The 25,732-nt window shown below is 58.3% G+C and carries 26 protein-coding genes, 4 tRNA genes and 1 pseudogene; all 31 read left to right on the forward strand.

Annotated elements, in window-relative coordinates; genetic code table 11:
- Nucleotides 1–142: 142 nt before the first annotated feature.
- Nucleotides 143–1,102: a bifunctional biotin--[acetyl-CoA-carboxylase] ligase/biotin operon repressor BirA gene (gene birA, locus POF53_RS05860; RefSeq protein ID WP_498966807.1), complete on the forward strand. Its 960-nt coding sequence runs from the start codon at nucleotides 143–145 to the stop codon at nucleotides 1,100–1,102.
- Entirely contained in the window at nucleotides 1,092–1,847 is a 756-nt protein-coding gene (locus POF53_RS05865; RefSeq protein ID WP_203649987.1) for a pantothenate kinase, read from the forward strand. The genes birA and POF53_RS05865 overlap by 11 nt, the downstream gene beginning before the upstream one ends.
- Before the next feature lie 2 nt (nucleotides 1,848–1,849).
- Nucleotides 1,850–2,275 carry a hypothetical protein gene (locus tag POF53_RS05870; protein ID WP_110739041.1) on the forward strand — a complete coding sequence of 142 codons (426 nt, stop codon included), beginning with the start codon at nucleotides 1,850–1,852 and terminating at the stop codon, nucleotides 2,273–2,275.
- A gap of 152 nt (nucleotides 2,276–2,427) precedes the next feature.
- Nucleotides 2,428–2,511 (forward strand) — tRNA-Tyr (locus tag POF53_RS05875).
- Between the two features lie 24 nt (nucleotides 2,512–2,535).
- Nucleotides 2,536–2,609, forward strand: a tRNA-Gly gene (locus POF53_RS05880).
- A 28-nt stretch (nucleotides 2,610–2,637) separates the two neighbouring features.
- A tRNA-Thr gene (locus POF53_RS05885) sits at nucleotides 2,638–2,713 on the forward strand.
- 79 nt (nucleotides 2,714–2,792) lie between these two features.
- A complete protein-coding gene (gene tuf / locus POF53_RS05890; RefSeq protein WP_003255489.1) occupies nucleotides 2,793–3,986 on the forward strand; it encodes an elongation factor Tu in 1,194 nt (397 codons plus the stop codon).
- Between the two features lie 54 nt (nucleotides 3,987–4,040).
- Nucleotides 4,041–4,116: transfer RNA gene (locus POF53_RS05895), tRNA-Trp, on the forward strand.
- Nucleotides 4,117–4,159: 43 nt separating this feature from the next.
- Nucleotides 4,160–4,528, forward strand: coding sequence for a preprotein translocase subunit SecE (gene secE / locus POF53_RS05900; protein WP_011531879.1), 369 nt, complete (start codon nucleotides 4,160–4,162; stop codon nucleotides 4,526–4,528).
- A gap of 63 nt (nucleotides 4,529–4,591) precedes the next feature.
- Nucleotides 4,592–5,071, forward strand: a complete 480-nt coding sequence (nusG, locus tag POF53_RS05905) for a transcription termination/antitermination protein NusG (protein WP_230381384.1) — start codon at nucleotides 4,592–4,594, stop codon at nucleotides 5,069–5,071.
- 119 nt (nucleotides 5,072–5,190) lie between these two features.
- The gene (gene rplK, locus POF53_RS05910; protein ID WP_028692261.1) at nucleotides 5,191–5,622 is read left to right on the forward strand and encodes a 50S ribosomal protein L11; all 432 of its coding nucleotides are present in this window, start codon (nucleotides 5,191–5,193) and stop codon (nucleotides 5,620–5,622) included.
- Nucleotides 5,622–6,317, forward strand: a complete 696-nt coding sequence (gene rplA / locus POF53_RS05915; RefSeq protein WP_023628747.1) for a 50S ribosomal protein L1 — start codon at nucleotides 5,622–5,624, stop codon at nucleotides 6,315–6,317. The genes rplK and rplA overlap by 1 nt, the downstream gene beginning before the upstream one ends.
- Before the next feature lie 197 nt (nucleotides 6,318–6,514).
- Nucleotides 6,515–7,015: a 50S ribosomal protein L10 gene (gene rplJ / locus POF53_RS05920; protein WP_008089133.1), complete on the forward strand. Its 501-nt coding sequence runs from the start codon at nucleotides 6,515–6,517 to the stop codon at nucleotides 7,013–7,015.
- A gap of 78 nt (nucleotides 7,016–7,093) precedes the next feature.
- Nucleotides 7,094–7,459 carry a 50S ribosomal protein L7/L12 gene (gene rplL / locus POF53_RS05925; protein WP_003255496.1) on the forward strand — a complete coding sequence of 122 codons (366 nt, stop codon included), beginning with the start codon at nucleotides 7,094–7,096 and terminating at the stop codon, nucleotides 7,457–7,459.
- A 219-nt stretch (nucleotides 7,460–7,678) separates the two neighbouring features.
- The gene (gene rpoB / locus POF53_RS05930) at nucleotides 7,679–11,752 is read left to right on the forward strand and encodes a DNA-directed RNA polymerase subunit beta (protein ID WP_498966813.1); all 4,074 of its coding nucleotides are present in this window, start codon (nucleotides 7,679–7,681) and stop codon (nucleotides 11,750–11,752) included.
- A gap of 64 nt (nucleotides 11,753–11,816) precedes the next feature.
- The gene (gene rpoC, locus POF53_RS05935; protein WP_203649994.1) at nucleotides 11,817–16,016 is read left to right on the forward strand and encodes a DNA-directed RNA polymerase subunit beta'; all 4,200 of its coding nucleotides are present in this window, start codon (nucleotides 11,817–11,819) and stop codon (nucleotides 16,014–16,016) included.
- 211 nt (nucleotides 16,017–16,227) lie between these two features.
- Nucleotides 16,228–16,599, forward strand: a complete 372-nt coding sequence (gene rpsL, locus POF53_RS05940) for a 30S ribosomal protein S12 (protein WP_003255492.1) — start codon at nucleotides 16,228–16,230, stop codon at nucleotides 16,597–16,599.
- Nucleotides 16,600–16,705: 106 nt separating this feature from the next.
- Nucleotides 16,706–17,176: a 30S ribosomal protein S7 gene (gene rpsG / locus POF53_RS05945; protein WP_003246741.1), complete on the forward strand. Its 471-nt coding sequence runs from the start codon at nucleotides 16,706–16,708 to the stop codon at nucleotides 17,174–17,176.
- Nucleotides 17,177–17,206: 30 nt separating this feature from the next.
- On the forward strand, nucleotides 17,207–19,351 hold the full coding sequence (gene fusA, locus POF53_RS05950; RefSeq protein ID WP_232857405.1) for an elongation factor G: 2,145 nt from the start codon (nucleotides 17,207–17,209) through the stop codon (nucleotides 19,349–19,351).
- A 27-nt stretch (nucleotides 19,352–19,378) separates the two neighbouring features.
- Nucleotides 19,379–20,572, forward strand: coding sequence for an elongation factor Tu (gene tuf, locus POF53_RS05955; protein ID WP_003255489.1), 1,194 nt, complete (start codon nucleotides 19,379–19,381; stop codon nucleotides 20,570–20,572).
- 141 nt (nucleotides 20,573–20,713) lie between these two features.
- Entirely contained in the window at nucleotides 20,714–21,025 is a 312-nt protein-coding gene (rpsJ, locus tag POF53_RS05960) for a 30S ribosomal protein S10 (protein WP_003186070.1), read from the forward strand.
- Between the two features lie 80 nt (nucleotides 21,026–21,105).
- Nucleotides 21,106–21,741 carry a 50S ribosomal protein L3 gene (gene rplC / locus POF53_RS05965; protein ID WP_011531887.1) on the forward strand — a complete coding sequence of 212 codons (636 nt, stop codon included), beginning with the start codon at nucleotides 21,106–21,108 and terminating at the stop codon, nucleotides 21,739–21,741.
- Nucleotides 21,742–21,753: 12 nt separating this feature from the next.
- Nucleotides 21,754–22,356, forward strand: a complete 603-nt coding sequence (rplD, locus tag POF53_RS05970) for a 50S ribosomal protein L4 (RefSeq protein WP_003255485.1) — start codon at nucleotides 21,754–21,756, stop codon at nucleotides 22,354–22,356.
- The gene (rplW, locus tag POF53_RS05975) at nucleotides 22,353–22,652 is read left to right on the forward strand and encodes a 50S ribosomal protein L23 (protein WP_003255484.1); all 300 of its coding nucleotides are present in this window, start codon (nucleotides 22,353–22,355) and stop codon (nucleotides 22,650–22,652) included. Before rplD ends, rplW begins: the two co-directional genes overlap by 4 nt.
- 14 nt (nucleotides 22,653–22,666) lie before the next feature.
- On the forward strand, nucleotides 22,667–23,491 hold the full coding sequence (gene rplB, locus POF53_RS05980) for a 50S ribosomal protein L2 (RefSeq protein ID WP_027915105.1): 825 nt from the start codon (nucleotides 22,667–22,669) through the stop codon (nucleotides 23,489–23,491).
- A gap of 16 nt (nucleotides 23,492–23,507) precedes the next feature.
- Complete coding sequence (gene rpsS, locus POF53_RS05985) at nucleotides 23,508–23,783, forward strand: 30S ribosomal protein S19 (protein WP_003255482.1); 276 nt, start codon at nucleotides 23,508–23,510, stop codon at nucleotides 23,781–23,783.
- Nucleotides 23,784–23,794: 11 nt separating this feature from the next.
- A complete protein-coding gene (rplV, locus tag POF53_RS05990; RefSeq protein WP_003103908.1) occupies nucleotides 23,795–24,127 on the forward strand; it encodes a 50S ribosomal protein L22 in 333 nt (110 codons plus the stop codon).
- 13 nt (nucleotides 24,128–24,140) lie between these two features.
- Nucleotides 24,141–24,815: pseudogene (gene rpsC, locus POF53_RS05995) on the forward strand (30S ribosomal protein S3); the annotation flags it as partial.
- A 24-nt stretch (nucleotides 24,816–24,839) separates the two neighbouring features.
- Entirely contained in the window at nucleotides 24,840–25,253 is a 414-nt protein-coding gene (rplP, locus tag POF53_RS06000) for a 50S ribosomal protein L16 (RefSeq protein WP_009397508.1), read from the forward strand.
- Complete coding sequence (gene rpmC / locus POF53_RS06005; RefSeq protein ID WP_002555481.1) at nucleotides 25,253–25,444, forward strand: 50S ribosomal protein L29; 192 nt, start codon at nucleotides 25,253–25,255, stop codon at nucleotides 25,442–25,444. Before rplP ends, rpmC begins: the two co-directional genes overlap by 1 nt.
- A gap of 2 nt (nucleotides 25,445–25,446) precedes the next feature.
- Nucleotides 25,447–25,713, forward strand: coding sequence for a 30S ribosomal protein S17 (gene rpsQ / locus POF53_RS06010; protein WP_003255478.1), 267 nt, complete (start codon nucleotides 25,447–25,449; stop codon nucleotides 25,711–25,713).
- The last annotated feature ends 19 nt before the right edge of the window (nucleotides 25,714–25,732 follow it).

Here is a 25,732-nt window from a genome sequence, read left to right on the forward strand (position 1 = left end):
GGGCCGCTACGCGCCCCTTTCGCGGCACAAGGCCGCTCCTACACAGGCATCGCGCCGGCGGCAAGCCCGGCGGTAGCCCTTTTCCTATGCAAGCCCTCGGGGCGTGGCTATCATGCCAGCCTTATTCCAAGTCGAGACTGGCATGCTGAAGTTGTTGAATCTCCTCAAGGATGGCCGGTTCCATTCCGGTGAAGCCCTGGGGGCCGCCCTCGGGGTAAGCCGCAGCGCCGTCTGGAAGCAGCTGCAGCACCTTGAGAGCGAACTGAACCTGACCATTCACAAGGTCCGTGGCCGTGGCTATCAGCTGGCAGCGCCGCTGAACCTGCTTGAATCGCAGGCAATCGCCGGGTTCTCGGAAGCTGAGGCGTGGCCGACCTTCATTCACGACACCATCGACTCCACCAATGCCGAGGGTCTGAGGCTCGCCGCGCAGGGGCAAGTCGCGCCGTTCCTGGTGCTGGCCGAGCGCCAGAGCGCCGGGCGCGGACGTCGTGGCCGCCAATGGGTCAGTCCGTTCGCCGAAAACCTCTATTACAGCCTGGTACTGCGCATCGATGGTGGCATGCGCCAGCTCGAGGGCTTGAGCCTGGTGGTTGGCCTGGCGGTCATGCGCACGCTGAAGGCGTTCGGCCTGAAGGATGTCGGGCTGAAATGGCCTAATGATGTATTAGCCAGCGGGCGCAAGATCACCGGCATCCTCCTGGAGCTGGTCGGCGATCCGGCGGATGTCTGTCATGTGGTGCTGGGCATCGGTATCAATGTGAACATGCAGGGCGGGGATCAGATCGACCAACCCTGGGCCTCCATGCGCGGCGAGACCGGACAACTGGTGGACCGTAACCGCTTGGTGGCGGAGCTCAGCCGGCAGCTGCAGCACGAGCTGGCTCGTCATCGCCGCTATGGTTTCGCCGCGTTCCAGGAAGAATGGGAGCAGGCGCACCTGTGGCAGGGGCGCAAAGTCTCGCTGGTCGCCGGCACCACTCGCGTCGATGGGGTGGCGTTGGGTGTGGATGGACAAGGCGGCTTGCGTCTCGAGGTGGAAGGTGTGGAAAAGAGCTTCAGCGGTGGCGAGCTCAGTCTGAGGTTGCGTGATGATTCTTGAGCTCGATTGCGGAAACAGCTTCATCAAGTGGCGCGTCATCCATGCGGCCGACGCCACCATCAATGGTGGTGGTATCGTCGACTCCGACCAGGCGCTGGTTGCGGCCGTCGCGGCGCTTTCATCCCTGCGCCTGATCGGCTGTCGCATGGTCAGTGTGCGCAGTGAAGAAGAAACTTCGGCGCTGTGCGCGTTGATCCTGTCTTCGTTCGGGGTCGCAGTACGCGTGGCCCAGCCGGTGAAAGAAATGGCCGGCGTTCGCAATGGCTATGAGGACTACCAGCGCCTGGGTATGGATCGCTGGCTCGGCGCACTGGGCGCCTATCACCTGGCGGGTCGCGCCTGCCTGGTCATCGACTTCGGTACCGCGGCCAAGGCCGACTATGTCGCGGCCGACGGTGAGCACCTCGGTGGGTATATCTGTCCGGGCATGCCGCTGATGCGTAGTCAGCTGCGCACCCACACCCGGCGAATCCGCTATGACGATGCCTCGGCCGAGCGTGCCCTGGGCAGCCTGGCACCGGGGCGCTCCACGGTCGAAGCGGTCGAGCGTGGTTGCGTGCTCATGCTCCAGGGGTTTGCCCGTACCCAGATCGAGCAGGCCAGGGGGCTTTGGGGTGAGGACTTCACGGTCTTCCTGACCGGGGGCGATGCGCCGCTGGTGCAGGACGCCGCACCGCAGGCGCGCATCGTGCCGGATCTGGTCTTTGTCGGCCTGGCCATGGCCTGCCCAATTGAGTCGAGGTGACTATGCGCTGGTTATTTCTGCTGTTGGTGGTGCTCAACGTCGTCTATTACGTATGGCATCAGCAGGAGGCTCCACTTAAGGTCAAGGAAGTCGCCCCGTTATCGTTGTACAAAGGCTCCCAGCAGGAAATACGCCTGCTGCGCGAGACCGGGGCCGCGGCACCGGCCAGGCGGCGCGACGAATGCCTGGTGGTGGGCGGGCTGGCCGCACGCGAGCAGCTCGATGCCCTGCGTCAGCGCCTGCTCAGCCTGGATATCGCCGCCCTGCCGGTGGTTGGGCAGCTGCCGGGAGCCGAGGGTTTCTGGCTCAAGGTAGCCCCTGAAAGCGAGCGTTTGTTGGACCCTGCGGTGCTCTCGACTCTTTCCAAGGATTTCAAAGACTTAAAACACAAAATTATTTTGTGCGAGGGTATTGCAACTGCTGAATAGCTTGATAGAATGGCGCCCGCTTCACAGGGAACACCACCGAGGTGGTAGAGCTGGAGGCGGTGTCAAAGCAGCTAAGTTTCAGATTTGATTGAAAAAATTTGAAAAAACGCTTGACACTAGGACGGCAGACAAATAGAATGCCGGCCACATCTGGAGGGATTCCCGAGCGGTCAAAGGGGACGGACTGTAAATCCGTTGCGAGAGCTTCGAAGGTTCGAATCCTTCTCCCTCCACCAGTTTTAGCGAGAGCCGCAAGCTCCGCGGGTATAGTTTAGTGGTAGAACCTCAGCCTTCCAAGCTGATGATGCGGGTTCGATTCCCGCTACCCGCTCCAAGTTTGCTGTTGTTGCACAAAGTGTTTCGCTCTTGTAGCTCAGTTGGTAGAGCACACCCTTGGTAAGGGTGAGGTCAGCGGTTCAAATCCGCTCAAGAGCTCCATATAAACAAGGCAGATATGAAAATATCTGCCTTTGTTTTATAGGCTGTATGACTATTTCTTCTGCGGAGGACTGTATCGATGGCTAAGGAAAAGTTTGATCGTTCGCTACCTCACGTTAACGTCGGCACTATCGGCCACGTTGACCACGGTAAGACCACTCTGACTGCAGCGCTGACTCGCGTTTGCTCCGAGGTTTTCGGTTCGGCAATCGTTGAGTTCGACAAGATCGACTCGGCTCCGGAAGAAAAAGCGCGCGGTATTACCATCAACACCGCTCACGTCGAGTACAACTCGACCATTCGTCACTACGCTCACGTTGACTGCCCAGGTCACGCTGACTACGTGAAGAACATGATCACCGGTGCTGCCCAGATGGACGGCGCGATCCTGGTTTGCTCGGCCGCCGATGGTCCGATGCCACAAACCCGTGAGCACATCCTGCTGTCCCGTCAGGTTGGCGTTCCGTACATCGTGGTCTTCCTGAACAAGGCTGACCTGGTAGACGACGCCGAGCTGCTGGAACTGGTCGAGATGGAAGTTCGCGACCTGCTGTCCACCTACGACTTCCCAGGCGACGACACTCCGATCATCATCGGTTCCGCTCGTATGGCCCTGGAAGGCAAAGACGACAACGAAATGGGCACTACCGCTGTCAAGAAGCTGGTAGAGACTCTGGACAGCTACATTCCTGAGCCAGTTCGTGCCATCGACCAGCCGTTCCTGATGCCGATCGAAGACGTATTCTCGATCTCGGGTCGTGGTACCGTTGTTACCGGTCGTATCGAGCGTGGTATCGTCCGCGTTCAGGATCCGCTGGAAATCGTTGGTCTGCGTGACACCACCACCACCACCTGCACCGGTGTTGAGATGTTCCGCAAGCTGCTGGACGAAGGTCGTGCTGGCGAGAACTGCGGCGTTCTGCTGCGTGGTACCAAGCGTGACGACGTTGAGCGTGGCCAGGTTCTGGTCAAGCCAGGTTCGGTCAAGCCGCACACCAAGTTCACCGCAGAAGTCTACGTCCTGTCGAAGGAAGAAGGCGGCCGTCACACTCCGTTCTTCAAAGGCTACCGTCCTCAGTTCTACTTCCGTACCACTGACGTGACCGGTAACTGCGAGCTGCCGGAAGGCGTTGAGATGGTAATGCCAGGTGACAACATCCAGATGACTGTCACCCTGATCAAGACCATCGCGATGGAAGACGGTCTGCGCTTCGCCATCCGTGAAGGCGGTCGTACCGTCGGTGCCGGCGTCGTAGCGAAAATTATTGAATAAGTAGTTGATTTACTTGATCAGGCCGGTATAATGGCCGGCCTGATACAGCGTTATAGGTCAGTAGCTCAATTGGCAGAGCGACGGTCTCCAAAACCGTAGGTTGGGGGTTCGATTCCCTCCTGACCTGCCATTCACCTCGGTGTGATGGCTTTCTTCTCACAGGATCCTCCTCGATGACTCCCAAAACTGAAGCCCAAGAATCGCGTTTTGATCTGTTCAAGTGGCTCGCTGTTGTCGCATTGGTAGTCGTTGGTGTCGTGGGTAATCAGTATTACTCCGCTTCTCCGATCCTGTATCGCGTACTTGTCCTGCTTGCCCTGGCTGCTGTCGCTGGCTTCGTTGCCCTGCAGACCGCCAAAGGCAAGTCGTTCTTTGCGCTGGCGAAGGAAGCTCGTACCGAGATCCGTAAAGTCGTGTGGCCGACCCGCCAAGAAACCACTCAGACCACGCTGATTGTCGTGGCTGTAGTTCTGGTCATGGCGTTGCTGTTGTGGGGTCTTGATTCCCTGCTCGGCTGGTTGGTCTCCTTGATCGTTGGCTAAGGGTGTCTCGTGGCTAAGCGTTGGTATGTTGTGCATGCTTACTCGGGTTACGAGAAGCATGTAATGCGCTCCCTGATCGAGCGCGTCAAGCTGGCTGGCATGGAAGACGAATTCGGCGAGATCCTGGTCCCGACCGAAGAAGTCGTTGAAATGCGCAATGGCCAGAAGCGCAAGAGCGAGCGTAAGTTTTTCCCTGGCTATGTATTGGTCCAGATGGAAATGAACGAAGGGACTTGGCACCTTGTCAAGGATACCCCTCGAGTCATGGGTTTCATTGGTGGTACCGCAGACAAGCCTGCGCCGATCACCGATAAAGAAGCTGAGGCCATCCTGCGTCGCGTTGCCGACGGCAGTGACAAGCCGAAGCCGAAGACGCTGTTCGAGCCGGGTGAAGTGGTTCGCGTCATTGACGGCCCATTTGCCGACTTCAATGGCAGTGTCGAAGAAGTTAACTACGAGAAGAGCCGCCTGCAGGTTGCAGTGCTCATTTTCGGTCGCTCCACCCCGGTGGAGCTCGAGTTCAGCCAGGTCGAAAAGGTCTAGCGGAACGCAGCATCCCATACCCCGCAGCCCTATGTGCTGCGGGGTTTTGTCGTCACTGGGATAAAACGCAAGTCATACGGGGAGCCATCAGGCGTTCGTACCCGAATTTGGAGTAGCTCATGGCTAAGAAGATTCAGGCTTACATCAAGCTGCAAGTAAAGGCCGGCCAGGCCAACCCAAGCCCACCCGTTGGTCCAGCACTGGGTCAACACGGTGTGAACATCATGGAATTCTGCAAGGCCTTCAACGCCCGTACCCAGGGTCAAGAGCCAGGTCTGCCGACTCCAGTGATCATCACTGTCTACAGTGACCGTAGCTTCACCTTCGAGACCAAGAGCACCCCTGCCTCGGTTCTGCTGAAGAAAGCTGCTGGCCTGACCAGCGGTTCGGCTCGTCCGAACACCGTCAAGGTCGGTACCGTTACCCGTGCTCAGCTGGAAGAGATCGCCAAGGCCAAGCAGGCCGATCTGACCGCCGCTGACATGGACGCTGCTGTACGCACCATCGCCGGCTCCGCCCGCAGCATGGGCCTGAACGTGGAGGGTGTGTAATGGCTAAGCTGACCAAGCGCCAAAAGGCTATCGCCGAAAAAATCGAAGCAGGCAAGGCCTACAACTTCGAAGAGGCCGCAACCCTGCTGGCTTCGCTGCCGGCCGCCAAGTTCGTCGAGTCGTACGACATCGCCGTTAACCTCGGTGTAGACCCGCGTAAATCCGACCAGGTCGTTCGTAGCGCTACTGTGCTGCCACACGGCACTGGCAAGACCGTACGTGTTGCCGTCTTCACCCAGGGTCCAGCTGCTGAAGCCGCTCTGGCTGCCGGCGCTGATCGCGTAGGTATGGACGACCTGGCTGCCGAAATGAAAGGCGGCGACCTGAACTATGACGTCGTCATCGCATCGCCTGATGCCATGCGCGTTGTGGGTCAGCTGGGTCAGGTTCTGGGTCCTCGCGGCCTGATGCCTAACCCGAAAGTTGGTACCGTGACCCCAGACGTAGCCACTGCCGTGAAGAACGCCAAGGCTGGTCAGGTTCGCTACCGTACCGACAAGAACGGTATCATCCATACCTCCGTTGGCAAGATCGGCTTCGAAGCCGGCAAGCTGAAGGAAAACGTTGAAGCCCTGATCGCTGATCTGAAGCGTATCAAGCCGGCTTCCTCGAAAGGTATCTACGTCAAGCGCGTTACCCTGAGCACCACCATGGGCCCAGGTCTGATCATCGATCAGAGCTCGCTGGACGTGTAATGCTCGGTCGGTGCGACCTGGTCGCACCGACTATTAAATTGGGGTCCCTGCCTGGCGGGGGCTATCCAAGACCGTAGGCGGCGCAAGCCTTAAACCTAAAGCCTACGCAGATGGTGCTCCCGATTCGTTCGCGAATCAGACACCAAAACGACATCCGGCTCCGGCCAGATGAAACGGTAGAAACCAGGAGTAAACCCGTGGCAATTAAACTCGAAGACAAGAAGGCCATCGTCGCTGAAGTCAACGAGGCTGCCAAAGTCGCTCTGTCCGCTGTCGTGGCTGATGCCCGTGGTGTGACTGTAAGCGCAATGACCGGACTCCGTAAAGAGGCCCGCGAGGCTGGCGTTTACGTGCGTGTCGTACGTAATACCCTGCTCAAGCGCGCTGTTGAAGGCACCGAATTCTCGATCCTCAACGACGCGTTCAAAGGCCCGACCCTGATTGCTTTCTCCAACGAACACCCGGGCGCTGCTGCTCGTCTGTTCAAAGAGTTCGCCAAGGGTCAGGACAAGTTCGAGATCAAGGCAGCTGCGTTTGACGGCAATTTCATTGCCGCCAACCAGATCGATGTACTGGCTACCTTGCCGACCCGTGACGAAGCTATCGCACGTCTGATGAGCGTTATTCAAGGCGCCACCAGCAAGCTGGCTCGTACTCTGGCGGCCGTTCGCGACCAGAAAGAAGCTGCTGCTGCCTAAGGCCGCGTAACCTCTTTCAAAATCATATGTTTAATTTGATGGCTGCGTAGGCTGTCACCCCAATACAGGATTTAAGTCATGTCCCTGACTAACGAGCAAATCATCGAAGCAATCGGCCAGAAAACCGTTCTGGAAGTTGTTGAGCTGATCAAAGCCATGGAAGAAACCTTCGGCGTTACCGCTGCTGTTGCCGCTGCTGGCCCAGCTGCTGCTGCTGCCGTTGTTGAAGAGCAGACCGAGTTCAACGTTGTTCTGGTTGAAGCCGGCGACAAGAAAGTGAACGTGATCAAGGCCGTTCGCGAGCTGACCGGTCTGGGCCTGAAAGAAGCCAAAGAGAAAGTCGATGGCGCTCCTCAGGTTGTAGCTGAAGGCGTTTCGAAAGAAGCCGCTGAAGACGCTAAGAAGAAGCTGGAAGAAGCAGGCGCCAAAGTCGAGCTGAAGTAATTTCGACTTTGCGACTCCAGTCCGAGCGTTAAGCGAAGGGCTGATGGCTGGTGGCTTATGCCACCGGCCTTTTTCCGTTATTGGCGGCCGATCAGGTCGGCCCCGATAGCGAAGTGGCAACCACCATATCGGTGGCGCAAACCATGGGGTTTGCACGATTTTCTGGCTGCTCCCGCCGGGAGATGCCAAACAAGCAGGTGACCAAGCTGGGGAATGCTGATGGCTTACTCATACACTGAGAAAAAACGTATCCGCAAGGACTTTAGCAAGTTGCCGGACGTCATGGATGTGCCTTACCTCCTGGCCATCCAGCTGGATTCGTATCGCGAATTCCTGCAGGCGGGAGCATCCAAGGATCAGTTCCGCGACGTCGGCCTGCATGCGGCCTTCAAATCGGTATTCCCGATCATCAGCTACTCCGGCAATGCTGCCCTGGAGTACGTCGGCTATCGCCTGGGCGAGCCGGCGTTCGATGTGAAGGAATGTGTCCTGCGTGGTGTGACCTTCGCGGTCCCGCTGCGGGTGAAGGTGCGCCTGATCATCTTCGACAAGGAATCGTCGAACAAAGCGATCAAGGACATCAAAGAGCAAGAAGTCTACATGGGTGAAATCCCCCTGATGACTGAGAACGGTACCTTCGTAATCAACGGTACCGAGCGTGTGATCGTGTCTCAGCTGCACCGCTCGCCGGGTGTGTTCTTCGACCACGACCGTGGCAAGACCCACAGCTCGGGCAAGCTGCTTTACTCCGCGCGCATCATCCCTTACCGCGGTTCCTGGCTGGACTTCGAGTTCGACCCGAAGGACTGCGTGTTTGTGCGTATCGACCGTCGCCGCAAACTGCCGGCCTCGGTACTGCTGCGCGCGCTGGGCTACAGCACCGAAGAAGTACTCAACACCTTCTACACCACCAACGTGTTCCACCTGTCCGGCGAGAAACTGAGCCTGGAGCTGGTGCCTCAGCGTCTGCGTGGTGAAGTTGCGGTCATGGACATCCATGACGGCAGCGGCAAGGTCATCGTCGAGCAAGGCCGCCGTATCACTGCGCGCCACATCAACCAGCTGGAAAAGGCTGGCGTGAAAGAGCTGGACGTGCCGCTGGAGTACGTACTGGGTCGCACCACCGCCAAGGCGATCGTGCATCCTGCCACCGGCGAGATCATCGCCGAGTGCAACACCGAGCTGACCACCGACCTGCTGGTGAAGATCGCCAAGGCCCAGGTTGTCCGCATCGAGACCCTGTACACCAACGACATCGACTGCGGTCCGTTCATCTCGGACACCCTGAAGATCGACACCACCAGCAACCAACTGGAAGCGCTGGTCGAGATCTACCGCATGATGCGTCCAGGCGAGCCGCCAACCAAGGACGCCGCCGAGACCCTGTTCAACAACCTGTTCTTCAGCGCCGAGCGTTACGACCTGTCGGCCGTTGGTCGCATGAAGTTCAACCGTCGTATCGGTCGCACCGAGATCGAAGGTTCGGGCGTACTGAGCAAGGAAGACATCGTCGAGGTCCTCAAGACCCTGGTCGACATCCGTAACGGCAAGGGCATCGTCGACGACATCGACCACCTGGGTAACCGTCGCGTCCGTTGTGTCGGCGAGATGGCTGAGAACCAGTTCCGCGTTGGCCTGGTGCGCGTCGAGCGCGCGGTCAAAGAGCGTCTGTCGATGGCTGAAAGCGAAGGCCTGATGCCGCAGGACCTGATCAACGCCAAGCCGGTTGCGGCGGCGGTGAAAGAGTTCTTCGGTTCCAGCCAGCTCTCGCAGTTCATGGACCAGAACAACCCGCTCTCCGAGATCACCCACAAGCGCCGTGTCTCCGCACTCGGCCCTGGTGGTCTGACCCGTGAGCGCGCCGGCTTCGAAGTCCGTGACGTACACCCGACCCACTACGGCCGTGTGTGCCCGATCGAGACCCCTGAAGGTCCGAACATCGGTCTGATCAACTCCCTGGCGGCCTATGCCCGCACCAACCAGTACGGCTTCCTGGAAAGCCCGTACCGCGTGGTGAAAGAGGGTGTGGTCAGCGACGACATCGTGTTCCTGTCGGCGATCGAAGAAGCCGATCACGTCATCGCCCAGGCTTCGGCCGCGATGAACGAGAAGAAGCAGCTGATCGACGAGCTGGTAGCCGTTCGTCACCTGAACGAATTCACCGTCAAGGCGCCGGAAGACGTCACCCTGATGGACGTTTCGCCGAAGCAGGTAGTTTCGGTCGCAGCGTCGCTGATTCCGTTCCTCGAGCACGACGACGCCAACCGTGCGTTGATGGGTTCGAACATGCAGCGTCAGGCTGTACCGACCCTGCGTGCCGACAAGCCGCTGGTAGGTACCGGCATGGAGCGCAACGTCGCCCGTGACTCCGGTGTCTGCGTGGTTGCTCGCCGCGGTGGTGTGATCGACTCGGTCGACGCCAGCCGTATCGTTGTTCGCGTGAACGATGATGAAGTCGAGACCGGTGAAGCAGGTGTGGATATCTACAACCTGACCAAGTACACCCGCTCCAACCAGAACACCTGCATCAACCAGCGTCCGCTGGTCAGCAAAGGTGACAAGGTTCAGCGTAGCGACATCATGGCCGATGGTCCGTCCACCGACATGGGTGAGCTGGCACTGGGTCAGAACATGCGCATCGCGTTCATGGCGTGGAACGGCTTCAACTTCGAAGACTCCATCTGCCTGTCCGAGCGTGTGGTCCAGGAAGACCGCTTCACCACGATCCACATCCAGGAACTGACCTGTGTGGCCCGTGACACCAAGCTTGGCCCAGAGGAAATCACCGCGGACATCCCGAACGTGGGTGAGGCTGCGCTGAACAAGCTGGACGAAGCCGGTATCGTCTACGTGGGTGCCGAAGTCGGCGCTGGCGACATCCTGGTCGGCAAGGTCACTCCGAAAGGCGAGACCCAGCTGACGCCGGAAGAAAAACTGCTGCGTGCGATCTTCGGCGAGAAGGCCAGCGACGTCAAAGACACCTCCCTGCGCGTGCCAACCGGCACCAAGGGTACCGTCATCGACGTCCAGGTCTTCACCCGTGACGGTGTCGAGCGCGACAGCCGCGCCCTGGCCATCGAGAAGATGCAGCTGGACGAGATCCGCAAGGACCTCAACGAAGAGTTCCGCATCGTCGAAGGCGCGACCTTCGAGCGTCTGCGTTCTGCCCTGAACGGCCAGGTGGTCGACGGTGGCGCGGGCCTGAAGAAAGGCACCGTGATCACCGACGACGTGCTGAACGGTCTGGAGCACGGCCAGTGGTTCAAACTGCGCATGGCCGAAGATGCACTGAACGAGCAGCTGGAAAAGGCTCAGCAGTACATCGTCGATCGCCGTCGCCTGCTGGACGACAAGTTCGAAGACAAGAAGCGCAAGCTGCAGCAAGGCGATGACCTGGCTCCGGGCGTACTGAAGATCGTCAAGGTCTACCTGGCAATCCGTCGTCGCATCCAGCCGGGCGACAAGATGGCCGGCCGTCACGGTAACAAAGGTGTGGTCTCGGTGATCATGCCGGTCGAAGACATGCCGCATGATGCCAACGGTACTCCGGTCGACGTCGTTCTGAACCCGTTGGGCGTACCTTCGCGTATGAACGTCGGTCAGATCCTCGAAACCCACCTGGGCCTCGCGGCCAAGGGTCTGGGCGAGAAGATCGACCGCATGATCGAAGAGCAGCGTAAAGCCGCTGAACTGCGCACCTTCCTCACCGAGATCTACAACGAGATCGGTGGTCGTCAGGAGAACCTGGAAGAGTTCACCGACGAAGAGATCCTCGCCCTGGCGAACAACCTGAAGAAAGGCGTGCCGATGGCCACCCCAGTCTTCGACGGTGCCAAGGAGCGTGAGATCAAGGCCATGCTGAAACTGGCAGGCCTGCCAGAAAGCGGCCAGATGGTGCTGTTCGATGGCCGTACCGGCAACAAGTTCGAGCGTCCTGTGACCGTGGGTTACATGTACATGCTCAAGCTGAACCACTTGGTGGACGACAAGATGCACGCGCGTTCCACTGGTTCCTACAGCCTGGTTACCCAGCAGCCGCTGGGTGGTAAGGCGCAGTTCGGTGGTCAGCGTTTCGGGGAGATGGAAGTGTGGGCGCTGGAAGCATACGGCGCGGCATACACCCTGCAAGAAATGCTCACAGTGAAGTCGGACGACGTGAACGGCCGTACCAAGATGTACAAGAACATCGTGGATGGCGATCACCGTATGGAGCCGGGCATGCCCGAGTCCTTCAACGTGTTGATCAAAGAGATCCGTTCGCTCGGTATCGACATCGATCTGGAAACCGAATAACACGTGACGCGAAGGGGAGTGGGGCAGGCAATGCCCGCTCCCTGCTCCGCCAGGAGGAAAGGCCTTGAAAGACCTACTGAATTTGCTGAAAAACCAGGGTCAAGTCGAAGAGTTCGACGCCATCCGCATCGGTCTGGCGTCGCCTGAGATGATCCGTTCGTGGTCGTTCGGTGAAGTTAAGAAGCCGGAAACCATCAACTACCGTACGTTCAAGCCTGAGCGTGACGGCCTGTTCTGCGCCAAGATCTTTGGCCCAGTCAAGGACTACGAGTGCCTGTGCGGTAAGTACAAGCGCCTGAAACACCGTGGTGTGATCTGCGAGAAGTGCGGCGTCGAAGTCGCCCTGGCCAAGGTTCGTCGTGAGCGCATGGCGCACATCGAACTGGCTTCGCCAGTTGCCCACATCTGGTTCCTGAAGTCGCTGCCGTCCCGTATCGGCCTGCTGATGGACATGACCCTGCGTGACATCGAGCGCGTGCTCTACTTCGAGAGCTACGTCGTAATCGACCCGGGCATGACCACCCTCGAGAAGGGTCAGCTGCTCAACGACGAGCAGTACTTCGAAGCGCTGGAAGAGTTCGGTGACGACTTCGACGCCCGTATGGGTGCCGAGGCTGTCCGCGAGCTGCTGCACGCTATCGACCTGGAGCACGAGATCGGCCGCCTGCGCGAAGAGATTCCGCAGACCAACTCGGAAACCAAGATCAAGAAGCTGTCCAAGCGCCTGAAGCTGATGGAAGCTTTCCAGGGCTCGGGCAACCTGCCTGAGTGGATGGTCCTGACCGTCCTGCCAGTACTGCCGCCGGACCTGCGTCCGCTGGTGCCGCTGGATGGCGGCCGCTTCGCGACCTCCGACCTGAACGACCTGTATCGTCGGGTGATCAACCGTAACAACCGTCTGAAGCGCCTGCTCGATCTGTCGGCGCCGGACATCATCGTGCGCAACGAAAAGCGCATGCTGCAGGAAGCGGTCGACGCCCTGCTCGACAACGGCCGTCGCGGTCGCGCCATCACTGGCTCGAACAAGCGTCCGCTGAAGTCCCTGGCCGACATGATCAAAGGTAAGCAAGGTCGCTTCCGTCAGAACTTGCTCGGCAAGCGCGTGGACTACTCCGGCCGTTCGGTAATTACCGTAGGTCCGACCCTGCGTCTGCACCAGTGCGGTCTGCCGAAGAAAATGGCCCTCGAGCTGTTCAAGCCGTTCATTTTCGGCAAGCTGGAAATGCGTGGTCTGGCGACCACCATCAAGGCCGCCAAGAAAATGGTCGAGCGCGAGCTGCCAGAGGTGTGGGACGTTCTCGCCGAAGTGATTCGCGAACACCCCGTACTGCTCAACCGTGCACCGACCCTTCACCGTCTGGGTATCCAGGCGTTCGAGCCTGTGCTCATCGAAGGTAAGGCGATTCAGCTGCACCCGCTGGTCTGCGCCGCGTACAACGCCGACTTCGACGGTGACCAGATGGCCGTTCACGTGCCGCTGACCCTGGAAGCCCAGCTCGAAGCGCGCGCGCTGATGATGTCGACCAACAACATCCTGTCGCCAGCCAACGGTGAGCCAATCATCGTTCCGTCGCAGGACGTTGTACTGGGTCTGTACTACATGACCCGCGAAGCCATCAACGCCAAGGGCGAAGGTCGCGTGTTCGCCGACCTGCAGGAAGTCGACCGCGTATTCCGCGCCGGCGAAGCCGCCCTGCACGCGAAAATCAAGGTCCGTATCAACGAGACCGTGAAAGATCGTGATGGCAGCATCACCAAGAACACCCGTATCGTCGACACCACTGTCGGCCGTGCGCTGCTGTTCCAGGTTGTGCCTGCCGGCCTGCCGTTCGACGTGGTCAACCAGTCGATGAAGAAGAAGGCGATCTCCAAGCTGATCAACCAGTGCTACCGCGTGGTTGGTCTGAAAGAGACCGTGATCTTCGCCGACCAGCTGATGTACACCGGTTTTGCCTACTCGACCATTTCCGGCGTTTCGATCGGTGTTAACGACTTCGTTATCCCGGATGAAAAAGCCCGCATCATCGGTACCGCCACCGACGAAGTGAAGGAAATCGAGAGCCAGTACGCCTCCGGCCTGGTCACCCAGGGCGAGAAGTACAACAAGGTCATCGACTTGTGGTCCAAGGCGAACGACGAAGTGTCCAAGGCGATGATGGCCAACCTCTCGAAAGAGAAGGTCATCGACCGCGAGGGCAAGGAAGTCGAGCAAGAGTCCTTCAACTCGATGTACATGATGGCCGACTCCGGTGCGCGTGGTTCGGCTGCGCAGATCCGTCAGCTGGCCGGTATGCGTGGCCTGATGGCCAAGCCGGACGGCTCGATCATCGAGACGCCGATCACTGCGAACTTCCGTGAAGGTCTGAGCGTACTCCAGTACTTCATCTCGACCCACGGTGCTCGTAAGGGTCTGGCGGATACCGCACTGAAGACCGCTAACTCCGGTTACCTGACTCGCCGTCTGGTAGACGTTGCCCAGGATCTGGTAGTTACCGAGATCGACTGCGGCACCGACCAGGGCCTGCTGATGACTCCGCACATCGAAGGCGGCGACGTTGTCGAGCCGCTGGGTGAGCGCGTACTGGGTCGTGTCATCGCCCGTGACGTGTTCAAGCCGGGCACCGAGGACGTCATCGTTCCTGCCGGTACCCTGGTGGATGAGCAGTGGGTCGAGTTCATCGAGCTGAACAGCATCGACGAAGTGATCGTGCGTTCGCCGATCAACTGCGAAACCCGCTACGGCATCTGCGCCAAGTGCTACGGTCGTGACCTGGCTCGCGGTCACCAGGTGAACATCGGTGAAGCTGTCGGCGTTATCGCTGCGCAGTCGATCGGTGAGCCGGGTACCCAGCTGACCATGCGTACGTTCCACATCGGTGGTGCTGCAAGCCGTACCTCGGCTGCCGACAGCGTCCAGGTGAAGAATGGCGGCATGGTGCGTCTGCACAACCTCAAGCAGGTCGTGCGTGCCGATGGCAACCTGGTTGCCGTATCGCGTTCGGGTGAGTTGGCCATTGCCGACGAATTCGGCCGTGAGCGCGAGCGCTACAAGCTGCCTTACGGTGCGGTGATTTCGGTCAAGGAAGGTGAGAAGGTCGAAGCTGGCGCCATTGTCGCCAAGTGGGACCCGCACACCCACCCGATCGTTACCGAGCTGAAAGGTACCGTGACCTTCGTGGGCATGGAAGAAAACATCACCATCAAGCGCCAGACCGACGAACTGACCGGCCTGACCAACATCGAGGTCCTGGACGTCAAGGATCGCCCTGCCGCAGGCAAGGAAATCCGTCCGGCAATCAAGATGGTCGACGCCAATGGCAAGGACCTGTACCTGCCAGGTACCGACGTACCTGCCCAGTACTTCCTGCCGGCCAACGCCCTCGTCGGTGTGGCTGACGGTGCCCAGATCGGTGTCGGTGACGTTATCGCGCGTATCCCGCAAGAAACGTCGAAGACCCGTGACATCACCGGTGGTCTGCCGCGCGTTGCCGACCTGTTCGAAGCGCGCCGTCCGAAGGAAGCTTCGATCCTGGCTGAAGTCAGCGGCACCATCGCGTTCGGTAAAGAGACCAAGGGCAAGCGTCGTCTGGTCATCACTCCGACCGACGGTAGTGATCCGTACGAAGAGCTGATTCCGAAGTGGCGCCACCTGAACGTCTTCGAAGGCGAACAGGTCAACCGCGGCGAAGTCATCTCCGACGGTCCGAGCGATCCGCACGACATCCTGCGTCTGCTGGGTGTGAGCGCGCTGGCGAAGTACATCGTCAACGAGATCCAGGACGTTTACCGTCTGCAAGGCGTGAAGATCAACGACAAGCACATCGAGACCATCCTGCGTCAGATGCTGCGCAAGGTCGAGATCTCCGAGTCGGGCGATTCCAGCTTCATCAAGGGCGACCAGATGGAACTGACTCACGTACTGGTCGAGAACGAGCGTCTCGCCGGCGAGGACAAGTTCATCTCGAAGTTCACCCGCGTGCTGCTGGGTATCACCAAGGCCTCGCTGTCCACCGAATCGTTCATCTCGGCGGCTTCCTTCCAGGAAACCACCCGCGTACTGACCGAAGCGGCGGTAACCGGCAAGCGCGATTACCTGCGCGGCCTGAAAGAGAACGTGGTCGTGGGTCGTCTGATCCCGGCCGGTACTGGTCTGGCCTACCACAGCGAGCGCAAGCGTCGCCGTGATGCCGACAAACCGCTGCGCGTAAGTGCCAGTGAGGTGGAAGCCGCACTGACCGAAGCGCTGAATTCCAGCGGTAACTAAGTACAGGGCAGGGCCCCGGCTGGCCTCGAGCGATCATCGGTGACATGAATTGTTGCCGATGATCGGGCGAGGAGGGCCGGGGCCTCGTCTTGACTGGGTGCAAGATCCTCCGTAGACTTTTGTACCCTTAAATTTGGTGAGGCTCCGTCTCGCCAATTTTTGGCTTTCTTGCAAGACAATAGAGTCGCAAGACAATCAGTGGAGCTAGTAGATGGCAACTATCAACCAGCTGGTACGTCAGCCGCGCAAGCGTTCGGTCGAGAAGTCCGACGTTCCTGCGCTGCAGAACTGCCCGCAGCGTCGTGGCGTGTGCACCCGTGTGTACACCACCACGCCGAAAAAACCTAACTCGGCACTGCGTAAAGTATGCCGTGTGCGTCTGACCAACGGTTTCGAGGTTTCCTCGTACATCGGCGGTGAAGGCCACAACCTGCAAGAGCACAGCGTCGTCCTGATCCGTGGCGGCCGTGTAAAAGACTTGCCAGGTGTTCGTTACCACACCGTTCGCGGCTCTCTGGATACTTCGGGCGTCAAAGGCCGTAACCAGGGTCGTTCGAAGTACGGTACCAAGCGTCCGAAGTAATCGGCCGTTTGCAGACATCCATTTTTTTGAGTCGATAAGAGTAAGGTCGGGCAGGGGTCGAAGACCCACGTCCCGGGCTAACCTGAAGACCGTTTGAGGGCTTATCATGCCAAGACGTCGTGTAGCAGCAAAACGTGAGATCCTTGACGATCCGAAGTACGGATCCCAGATCCTCGCCAAGTTCATGAACCACGTGATGGAAAGCGGCAAGAAGGCCGTAGCCGAGCGCATCGTTTACGGTGCCCTGGATACCGTCAAAGCACGCAAGAACAGCGACCCCCTGGAAATCTTCGAGAAAGCTCTCGACGCCATCGCTCCGCTGGTCGAAGTAAAGTCCCGCCGTGTCGGCGGTGCCACTTACCAGGTCCCGGTTGAAGTTCGTCCATCCCGTCGTAACGCTCTGGCAATGCGCTGGCTCGTAGACTACGCCCGCAAGCGCGGCGAGAAGTCGATGGCTCTGCGCCTGGCTGGCGAGCTGCTGGATGCTGCTGAAGGCAAAGGTGCTGCAGTCAAGAAGCGTGAAGACGTTCACCGTATGGCTGAAGCCAACAAAGCGTTCTCGCACTACCGCTTCTAATTCAAGCATCAATCATTTTGCGAGGGCTTTATGGCTCGTACTACAGCAATTAACCGCTACCGTAACATTGGTATCTGTGCCCACGTTGACGCGGGCAAGACCACCACTACCGAGCGGATCCTGTTCTACACAGGTCTGAGCCACAAGATGGGCGAGGTGCATGACGGCGCCGCGACCACCGACTGGATGGTGCAGGAGCAGGAGCGCGGTATCACCATTACCTCCGCTGCCGTTACCACCTTCTGGAAAGGTTCCGTTGGTCAGTACGACAACTACCGCGTAAACGTCATCGATACCCCCGGCCACGTTGACTTCACCATTGAAGTAGAGCGTTCGCTGCGTGTACTCGACGGCGCGGTCGTTGTGTTCTGCGGTACCTCCGGCGTTGAGCCGCAGTCCGAAACCGTATGGCGTCAGGCCAACAAGTACGGCGTTCCACGTGTTGTCTACGTGAACAAGATGGACCGTGCCGGTGCCAACTTCCTGCGTGTTGTTGGTCAGATCAAGAATCGCCTGGGTCACACCCCGGTCCCGATTCAGCTGGCCATCGGTTCGGAAGATAACTTCCAGGGTCAGGTCGACCTGATCAAGATGAAGGCTATCTACTGGAACGACGACGACAAAGGCACCACCTACCGCGAGGAAGAAATTCCTGCGGACATGCTCGAGCTGGCCGAAGAGTGGCGCGCGAACATGGTGGAGGCTGCTGCTGAAGCCAACGAAGAGCTGATGAACAAGTACCTTGAAGAAGGTGAGCTGACCGTCGAAGAGATCAAGGCAGGCCTGCGCGCGCGCACCCTGGCCAGCGAGATCGTTCCGGCTGTCTGCGGTTCGTCGTTCAAGAACAAGGGCGTTCCCCTGGTTCTCGACGCCGTTATCGAGTTCCTGCCTGCTCCGACCGAGATCCCTGCAATCCAGGGTATCAACCCGGACGACAAGGACCTGGATAAAGAAGATCCGGCTGTTCGTAAAGACGAGCGTCACGCAGACGACAACGAGCCGTTCTCGGCTCTGGCCTTCAAGATCGCGACCGACCCGTTCGTAGGTACTCTGACCTTCGTTCGCGTCTACTCGGGTGTTCTGAAGTCCGGTGACTCCGTGATCAACTCGGTCAAGGGCAAGAAAGAGCGCGTTGGTCGTATGGTGCAGATGCACGCCAACCAGCGTGAAGAGATCAAGGAAGTGCTCGCTGGCGACATCGCGGCGCTGATCGGCATGAAAGATGTGACCACCGGCGAAACCCTGTGCGACATCGACAAGCCAATCATCCTTGAGCGTATGGACTTCCCTGAGCCGGTTATTTCGCTCTCCGTCGAGCCGAAAACCAAGGCTGACCAGGAGAAGATGGGTATCGCTCTGGGCAAGCTGGCCCAGGAAGACCCGTCGTTCCGCGTCAAGACCGACGAAGAGACTGGCCAGACCATCATCTCGGGCATGGGTGAGCTGCACCTGGACATCCTCGTTGACCGCATGAAGCGCGAGTTCAACGTCGAAGCCAACATCGGCAAGCCTCAGGTTTCGTACCGCGAGAAGATCACCAAGTCCAACGTCGAGATCGAAGGCAAGTTCGTCCGTCAGTCGGGTGGTCGTGGTCAGTTCGGTCACTGCTGGATCCGTTTCTCGGAGCCAGATCAGGACGACAAGGGCAACATCACCGAAGGTCTGGTGTTCTCCAACGAAGTCGTTGGTGGTGTGATTCCTAAGGAATTCATTGCCCCGATCCAGAAGGGTATCGAAGAACAGATGAAAAACGGCGTTGTTGCCGGTTATCCTCTGATCGGCCTGAAGGCCGCGGTATTCGACGGTTCGTACCACGACGTCGACTCCAACGAAATGGCGTTCAAGATCGCTGCTTCGATGGCAACCAAGCAACTGGCCCAGAAGGGCGGTGGCGTGGTCCTCGAGCCGATCATGAAGGTCGAAGTTGTAACCCCGGAAGACTACCTGGGTGACGTGATGGGTGACCTGAACCGTCGTCGTGGTCTGGTCCAGGGTATGGATGAGTCGGTCTCCGGCCGCGTCGTCCGTGCTGAAGTTCCGCTCGGAGAGATGTTCGGTTATGCGACCGACGTTCGTTCCATGTCTCAGGGTCGCGCAAGCTACTCCATGGAATTCTCCAAATACGCCGAAGCTCCGTCGAACATCGTCGAAGCACTCGTTAAAAAACAAGGCTAATCCCCTTTAGGCAAGAGGTTCACTGTCGTGGCTAAAGAAAAATTTGATCGTTCCCTTCCGCACGTTAACGTTGGCACCATCGGCCACGTTGACCACGGTAAGACCACTCTGACCGCAGCTCTGACTCGCGTTTGCTCCGAAGTTTTCGGTTCGGCAATCGTTGAGTTCGACAAGATCGACTCGGCTCCGGAAGAAAAAGCACGCGGTATCACCATCAACACCGCTCACGTTGAGTACAACTCGACCATTCGTCACTACGCTCACGTTGACTGCCCAGGTCACGCTGACTACGTGAAGAACATGATCACCGGTGCTGCCCAGATGGACGGCGCGATCCTGGTTTGCTCGGCCGCCGATGGTCCGATGCCACAAACCCGTGAGCACATCCTGCTGTCCCGTCAGGTTGGCGTTCCGTACATCGTGGTCTTCCTGAACAAGGCTGACCTGGTAGACGACGCCGAGCTGCTGGAACTGGTCGAGATGGAAGTTCGCGACCTGCTGTCCACCTACGACTTCCCAGGCGACGACACTCCGATCATCATCGGTTCCGCTCGTATGGCCCTGGAAGGCAAAGACGACAACGAAATGGGCACTACCGCTGTCAAGAAGCTGGTAGAGACTCTGGACAGCTACATTCCTGAGCCAGTTCGTGCCATCGACCAGCCGTTCCTGATGCCGATCGAAGACGTATTCTCGATCTCGGGTCGTGGTACCGTTGTTACCGGTCGTATCGAGCGTGGTATCGTCCGCGTTCAGGATCCGCTGGAAATCGTTGGTCTGCGTGACACCACCACCACCACCTGCACCGGTGTTGAGATGTTCCGCAAGCTGCTGGACGAAGGTCGTGCTGGCGAGAACTGCGGCGTTCTGCTGCGTGGTACCAAGCGTGACGACGTTGAGCGTGGCCAGGTTCTGGTCAAGCCAGGTTCGGTCAAGCCGCACACCAAGTTCACCGCAGAAGTCTACGTCCTGTCGAAGGAAGAAGGCGGCCGTCACACTCCGTTCTTCAAAGGCTACCGTCCTCAGTTCTACTTCCGTACCACTGACGTGACCGGTAACTGCGAACTGCCGGAAGGCGTTGAGATGGTAATGCCAGGTGACAACATCCAGATGACTGTCACCCTGATCAAGACCATCGCGATGGAAGACGGTCTGCGCTTCGCCATCCGTGAAGGCGGTCGTACCGTCGGCGCCGGCGTCGTAGCCAAAATCATCGAGTAATCACTCGACCGATTGAAAAAACCCCCGCTCAGCGGGGGTTTTTTTTATTGGGTTGACACTAAATTGGGGCGTCTATAGAATCACGCCTCCTTTTAGCGGGCGTAGTGCGTCCGTTGGGAACAGCCTGGAGTCTGAAATCCAATGCAAAATCAGCAAATCCGTATCAGGTTGAAGGCTTTCGACCATCGCCTGATCGACCAATCCACCCAGGAAATCGTGGAAACCGCGAAACGTACTGGTGCACAAGTGCGTGGTCCAATTCCACTGCCTACCCGCAAAGAGCGTTTCACCGTTCTGGTCTCCCCGCACGTCAACAAAGACGCGCGTGATCAGTACGAGATTCGCACTCATAAGCGTGTTCTGGACATCGTCCAGCCAACGGATAAAACCGTTGACGCGCTGATGAAGCTTGATCTGGCGGCCGGCGTGGAAGTGCAGATCAGCCTCGGCTAAGACTTCGGTCTGGTCGTGTAACGCTCTGAAATGGGCGGCCATAGCGGGTGAAAGCCCCGTACACTCATGAGGTTTACAACATGACTATTGGTGTAGTCGGTCGAAAAGCGGGTATGACCCGTATTTTCACCGAAGAAGGTGTCTCCATTCCGGTCACGGTCATTGAGATCGAGCCGAATCGCGTCACCCAGTTCAAAACCGAAGAAACTGATGGCTACCGTGCAGTGCAAGTCACTGTCGGCGAGCGTCGTGCTTCGCGCGTGACCGCCGCTCAGGCAGGCCACTTTGCCAAGGCCAACGTTGCCGCTGGTCGCGGTGTCTGGGAGTTCCGTCTTGAAGAAGGCGATTTCCAGGCTGGCGATCTGATCAAAGCTGAACTCTTCACTGCAGGCCAGCTGGTAGACGTAACCGGTCAGTCCAAAGGTAAAGGCTTCGCCGGTACCATCAAGCGTTGGAACTTCCGTGGTCAAGATAACACCCACGGTAACTCCGTATCGCACCGTGTCCCTGGCTCCATCGGCCAGTGCCAGACTCCTGGTCGTGTATTCAAGGGCAAGAAAATGTCCGGTCACATGGGCGCCGAGCGCGTGACTGTTCAGTCCCTGGAAGTAGTACGCGTAGACGCTGAACGCAACCTGCTGCTGATCAAGGGTGCCGTTCCAGGCGCTACTGGCGGCGACGTGGTCGTGCGTCCGGCTGTCAAGGCTCGCGGGTAAGGGGAAACTGACATGCAACTTAATGTAAATGACGCTCAGGCGATCGAAGTTTCCGAACTGACTTTCGGTGGCGAATTCAACGAGACGCTGGTTCACCAGGCAGTCGTAGCCTACATGGCTGGCGGTCGTCAGGGCACCAAGCAGCAGAAGACCCGTTCTGACGTGGCCGGTGGCGGTAAGCGCCCATGGCGTCAGAAAGGTACTGGCCGTGCTCGTGCCGGTACTACCCGTGGTCCGATCTGGCGTGGCGGTGGTGTAACCTTCGCAGCTCGTCCTCAAGATCACTCGCAGAAGCTCAACAAGAAGATGTACCGCGCAGCCCTGCGCTCCATCCTCGCTGAGCTGGTGCGTAGCGACCGTCTGGTCGTGGTTCAGGACTTCGCTGTCGAAGCACCGAAAACCAAGGATCTGCTGAACAAGCTGAACGGCATGGGTCTGAGCGACGTTCTGATCGTTTCCGACGCTGTTGATCAGAACCTGTACCTGGCTGCTCGCAACCTGCCGCACGTCGACGTACGTGACGTTCAAGGTTCCGACCCGGTCAGTCTGATCGCATACGAGAAAGTGTTGATCACTGTCTCGGCCGTGAAGAAATTCGAGGAGCTGCTGGGATGAACCAGGAACGCGTATTCAAAGTCCTCCTTGGCCCGCACGTTTCCGAGAAGGCTACCGTTCTGGCTGAGAAAAAAGGCCAGTTCGTATTCAAGGTTGCTACCGATGCGACCAAGCTGGAAATCAAGAAAGCTGTCGAAGGCCTGTTCAACGTAAAAGTTGAAAACGTGTCGACTGTCAACGTTCTGGGTAAAACCAAGCGTACCGCACGTGGTCTGGGCAAGCGTAATGACTGGAAGAAGGCGATCGTCTCCCTTCAGCCAGGCCAAGATCTCGATTTCAGCAGCAGTGCTGAGTAAGGAAGGGGTGCATCATGGCAATCGTTAAATGCAAACCGACTTCCCCTGGCCGCCGTTTTGTGGTCAAGGTGGTCAACAAGGAGCTGCACAAAGGCGCTCCTCACGCACCGCTGCTCGAGAAAAAATCGAAGTCTGGTGGTCGTAACAACAATGGCCGCATCACCACTCGTCACGTTGGTGGTGGTCATAAGCAGCATTACCGTCTGGTCGACTTCCGTCGCAACGATAAAGATGGCATTCCAGCCACTGTCGAGCGTATCGAATACGATCCGAACCGTACTGCTCACATCGCCCTGCTGTGCTACGCAGACGGCGAGCGTCGCTACATCATCGCCCCTAAAGGCGTGAGTGCTGGCGACCAGCTGATCGCAGGTGCCCTGGCCCCAATCAAGGCCGGTAACTCCCTGCAACTGCGCAACATCCCAGTAGGTAGCACCATTCACGGCATCGAACTGAAGCCGGGTAAAGGTGCTCAGATCGCTCGTTCCGCTGGTGCTTCCGCTCAGCTGATCGCGCGTGAAGGCGTCTACGTGACTCTGCGTCTTCGCTCTGGCGAAATGCGTAAAGTACTGGCTGAGTGCCGTGCGACCCTGGGCGAAGTCTCGAACTCCGAGCACAGCCTGCGTTCGCTGGGTAAAGCTGGTGCCAAACGCTGGCGCGGCGTTCGCCCAACCGTTCGTGGTGTTGCCATGAACCCGGTTGACCACCCGCATGGTGGTGGTGAAGGTCGTACCTCCGGTGGTCGTCATCCGGTATCGCCATGGGGCTTCCCAACCAAGGGTGCTAAAACCCGTGGTAATAAGCGTACCGACAACATGATCGTCCGTCGTCGCAAGTAACTAGAGGGATACGACAGTGCCACGTTCTCTGAAAAAAGGTCCTTTTATCGATCTTCACCTGCTGAAGAAGGTCGAAGTGGCGGTGGAGAAGAATGATCGCAAGCCAGTTAAAACCTGGTCGCGTCGTTCGATGATCCTGCCACAAATGGTCGGTCTGACCATCGCCGTACACAACGGTCGTCAACATGTCCCAGTTCTCGTGAACGAAGACATGGTCGGCCACAAACTGGGCGAGTTCGCCGGTACCCGCACCTACCGCGGGCACGTGGCTGACAAGAAAGCCAAGCGTTAAGGGGTAAGGAAATGGAAGTAGCCGCTAAGTTGTCGGGCGCTCGCATCTCCGCCCAGAAAGCCCGCTTGGTCGCCGACCAGATCCGCGGGAAGAAGGTGGGCGAAGCGCTCAACCTGTTGGCCTTCAGCAGCAAAAAAGCCGCTGAAATCATGAAGAAAGTCCTCGAGTCGGCCGTTGCCAACGCCGAACACAACGAAGGCGCAGACGTTGATGACCTGAAGGTCTCCACCGTCTTCGTCAACGAAGGGCGTTCGCTGAAGCGCATCATGCCACGTGCCAAAGGCCGTGCTGATCGCATCGTCAAGCGGTCTTGCCATATCACTGTCAAGGTTGCGGACAAGTAACGGAGTCGATCAGATGGGTCAGAAAGTACATCCCACTGGCATTCGCCTGGGAATCGTCAAGGAGCACACCTCCGTCTGGTATGCAGACGGCGCTACTTACGCAGATTACCTGTTGAAGGATCTGAAAACGCGTGAGTACCTCCAAGACAAACTAAAAAGCGCGTCCGTAAGCCGTATCGATATTCATCGTCCGGCTCAAACTGCACGCATCACCATCCACACCGCTCGTCCCGGTATCGTTATCGGCAAGAAAGGTGAAGATGTTGAGAAACTGCGTCAGGACCTGACCAAGCAGATGGGTGTGCCTGTGCACATCAACATCGAAGAGATCCGCAAGCCGGAACTCGACGCCATGCTGGTTGCTCAGAGCGTTGCCCAGCAGCTGGAGCGCCGCGTTATGTTCCGTCGCGCCATGAAGCGCGCCGTGCAGAACGCCATGCGTATTGGTGCCAAGGGCATCAAGATCCAGGTGAGCGGTCGTCTCGGCGGTGCCGAGATCGCACGTACCGAGTGGTATCGCGAAGGTCGTGTGCCTCTGCACACCCTGCGTGCCGATATCGACTACAACACCTACGAAGCTCACACCACCTACGGTGTGATCGGTGTGAAGGTTTGGATCTTCAAAGGCGAAGTAATTGGTGGTCGCCAGGAAGAGCTGAAGCCTCAAGCACCAGCGCCTCGTAAAAAAGCTGCTAAGTAAGGGGTACGCCAAATGTTGCAACCAAAGCGTACAAAATTCCGCAAGCAGATGACCGGCCACAACCGTGGTCTGGCACTGCGCGGTAGCAAGGTCAGCTTCGGCGAGTTCGCTCTGAAAGCTGTTGCTCGCGGTCGCCTCACCGCCCGCCAGATCGAGTCGGCACGTCGTGCCCTGACCCGTCACGTAAAACGTGGCGGCAAGATCTGGATCCGTGTCTTCCCGGACAAGCCGGTTACCAAGAAGCCTCTCGAGGTTCGTATGGGTAAAGGTAAAGGTTCCGTGGAATACTGGGTTGCCCAGATTCAGCCAGGCAAAGTCCTGTACGAAATCGAGGGTGTTTCTGAAGAGCTGGCGCGCGAAGCTTTCGCCCTGGCCGCTGCAAAGCTGCCTCTCGCCACCTCCTTTGTTAAGCGGACGGTGATGTGATGAAAGCGAATGAACTTCGTGAAAAATCCGCACAGCAACTGAATGAGCAACTGCTCGGCTTGCTGCGCGACCAGTTCAATCTGCGCATGCAGAAAGCAACTGGCCAGTTGGGGCAGTCGCACCTGCTCTCGCAAGTTAAGCGTGACATCGCTCGCGTGAAAACTGTGCTCAACCAGCAGGCAGGTAAGTGATCATGGCTGAAGCTGAAAAAACCGTCCGTACGCTGACTGGCCGTGTCGTCAGCGACAAAATGGACAAGACCATCACCGTTCTGATCGAGCGTCGCGTAAAGCACCCGATCTACGGTAAATACGTTAAGCGTTCGACTAAGCTGCACGCGCACGACGAAGCCAACCAGTGCAAGATCGGCGACAAGGTTTCCATCCGTGAAACCCGTCCGCTGGCCAAGACCAAGTCCTGGGCACTGGTTGAAGTCCTCGAACGCGCTGTTGAAGTCTAAGGGCTAGGGGTCGGAGAAA

Source organism: Mitsuaria sp. RG (genome assembly GCF_028369275.1).
Lineage (GTDB): Bacteria > Pseudomonadota > Gammaproteobacteria > Pseudomonadales > Pseudomonadaceae > Aquipseudomonas > Aquipseudomonas peradeniyensis.

What these genes read in the sequence shown, in the direction of transcription:
- rplA (WP_023628747.1), top strand. Translation starts at nt 5,622, where the DNA reads ATGGCTAAGCTGACCAAGCGCCAAAAGGCTATCGCCGAAAAAATCGAA.
- rplD (WP_003255485.1), top strand. Translation starts at nt 21,754, where the DNA reads ATGCAACTTAATGTAAATGACGCTCAGGCGATCGAAGTTTCCGAACTG.
- rplB (WP_027915105.1), top strand. Translation starts at nt 22,667, where the DNA reads ATGGCAATCGTTAAATGCAAACCGACTTCCCCTGGCCGCCGTTTTGTG.
- rpmC (WP_002555481.1), top strand. Translation starts at nt 25,253, where the DNA reads ATGAAAGCGAATGAACTTCGTGAAAAATCCGCACAGCAACTGAATGAG.
- rpsG (WP_003246741.1), top strand. Translation starts at nt 16,706, where the DNA reads ATGCCAAGACGTCGTGTAGCAGCAAAACGTGAGATCCTTGACGATCCG.
- birA (WP_498966807.1), top strand. Translation starts at nt 143, where the DNA reads ATGCTGAAGTTGTTGAATCTCCTCAAGGATGGCCGGTTCCATTCCGGT.
- rplV (WP_003103908.1), top strand. Translation starts at nt 23,795, where the DNA reads ATGGAAGTAGCCGCTAAGTTGTCGGGCGCTCGCATCTCCGCCCAGAAA.
- rplK (WP_028692261.1), top strand. Translation starts at nt 5,191, where the DNA reads ATGGCTAAGAAGATTCAGGCTTACATCAAGCTGCAAGTAAAGGCCGGC.
- tuf (WP_003255489.1), top strand. Translation starts at nt 2,793, where the DNA reads ATGGCTAAGGAAAAGTTTGATCGTTCGCTACCTCACGTTAACGTCGGC.
- POF53_RS05865 (WP_203649987.1), top strand. Translation starts at nt 1,092, where the DNA reads ATGATTCTTGAGCTCGATTGCGGAAACAGCTTCATCAAGTGGCGCGTC.
- rpsJ (WP_003186070.1), top strand. Translation starts at nt 20,714, where the DNA reads ATGCAAAATCAGCAAATCCGTATCAGGTTGAAGGCTTTCGACCATCGC.
- rplP (WP_009397508.1), top strand. Translation starts at nt 24,840, where the DNA reads ATGTTGCAACCAAAGCGTACAAAATTCCGCAAGCAGATGACCGGCCAC.
- fusA (WP_232857405.1), top strand. Translation starts at nt 17,207, where the DNA reads ATGGCTCGTACTACAGCAATTAACCGCTACCGTAACATTGGTATCTGT.
- rpoB (WP_498966813.1), top strand. Translation starts at nt 7,679, where the DNA reads ATGGCTTACTCATACACTGAGAAAAAACGTATCCGCAAGGACTTTAGC.
- rpsL (WP_003255492.1), top strand. Translation starts at nt 16,228, where the DNA reads ATGGCAACTATCAACCAGCTGGTACGTCAGCCGCGCAAGCGTTCGGTC.
- rplW (WP_003255484.1), top strand. Translation starts at nt 22,353, where the DNA reads ATGAACCAGGAACGCGTATTCAAAGTCCTCCTTGGCCCGCACGTTTCC.
- secE (WP_011531879.1), top strand. Translation starts at nt 4,160, where the DNA reads ATGACTCCCAAAACTGAAGCCCAAGAATCGCGTTTTGATCTGTTCAAG.
- nusG (WP_230381384.1), top strand. Translation starts at nt 4,592, where the DNA reads ATGCGCTCCCTGATCGAGCGCGTCAAGCTGGCTGGCATGGAAGACGAA.
- rpsQ (WP_003255478.1), top strand. Translation starts at nt 25,447, where the DNA reads ATGGCTGAAGCTGAAAAAACCGTCCGTACGCTGACTGGCCGTGTCGTC.
- rplC (WP_011531887.1), top strand. Translation starts at nt 21,106, where the DNA reads ATGACTATTGGTGTAGTCGGTCGAAAAGCGGGTATGACCCGTATTTTC.
- rplL (WP_003255496.1), top strand. Translation starts at nt 7,094, where the DNA reads ATGTCCCTGACTAACGAGCAAATCATCGAAGCAATCGGCCAGAAAACC.
- POF53_RS05870 (WP_110739041.1), top strand. Translation starts at nt 1,850, where the DNA reads ATGCGCTGGTTATTTCTGCTGTTGGTGGTGCTCAACGTCGTCTATTAC.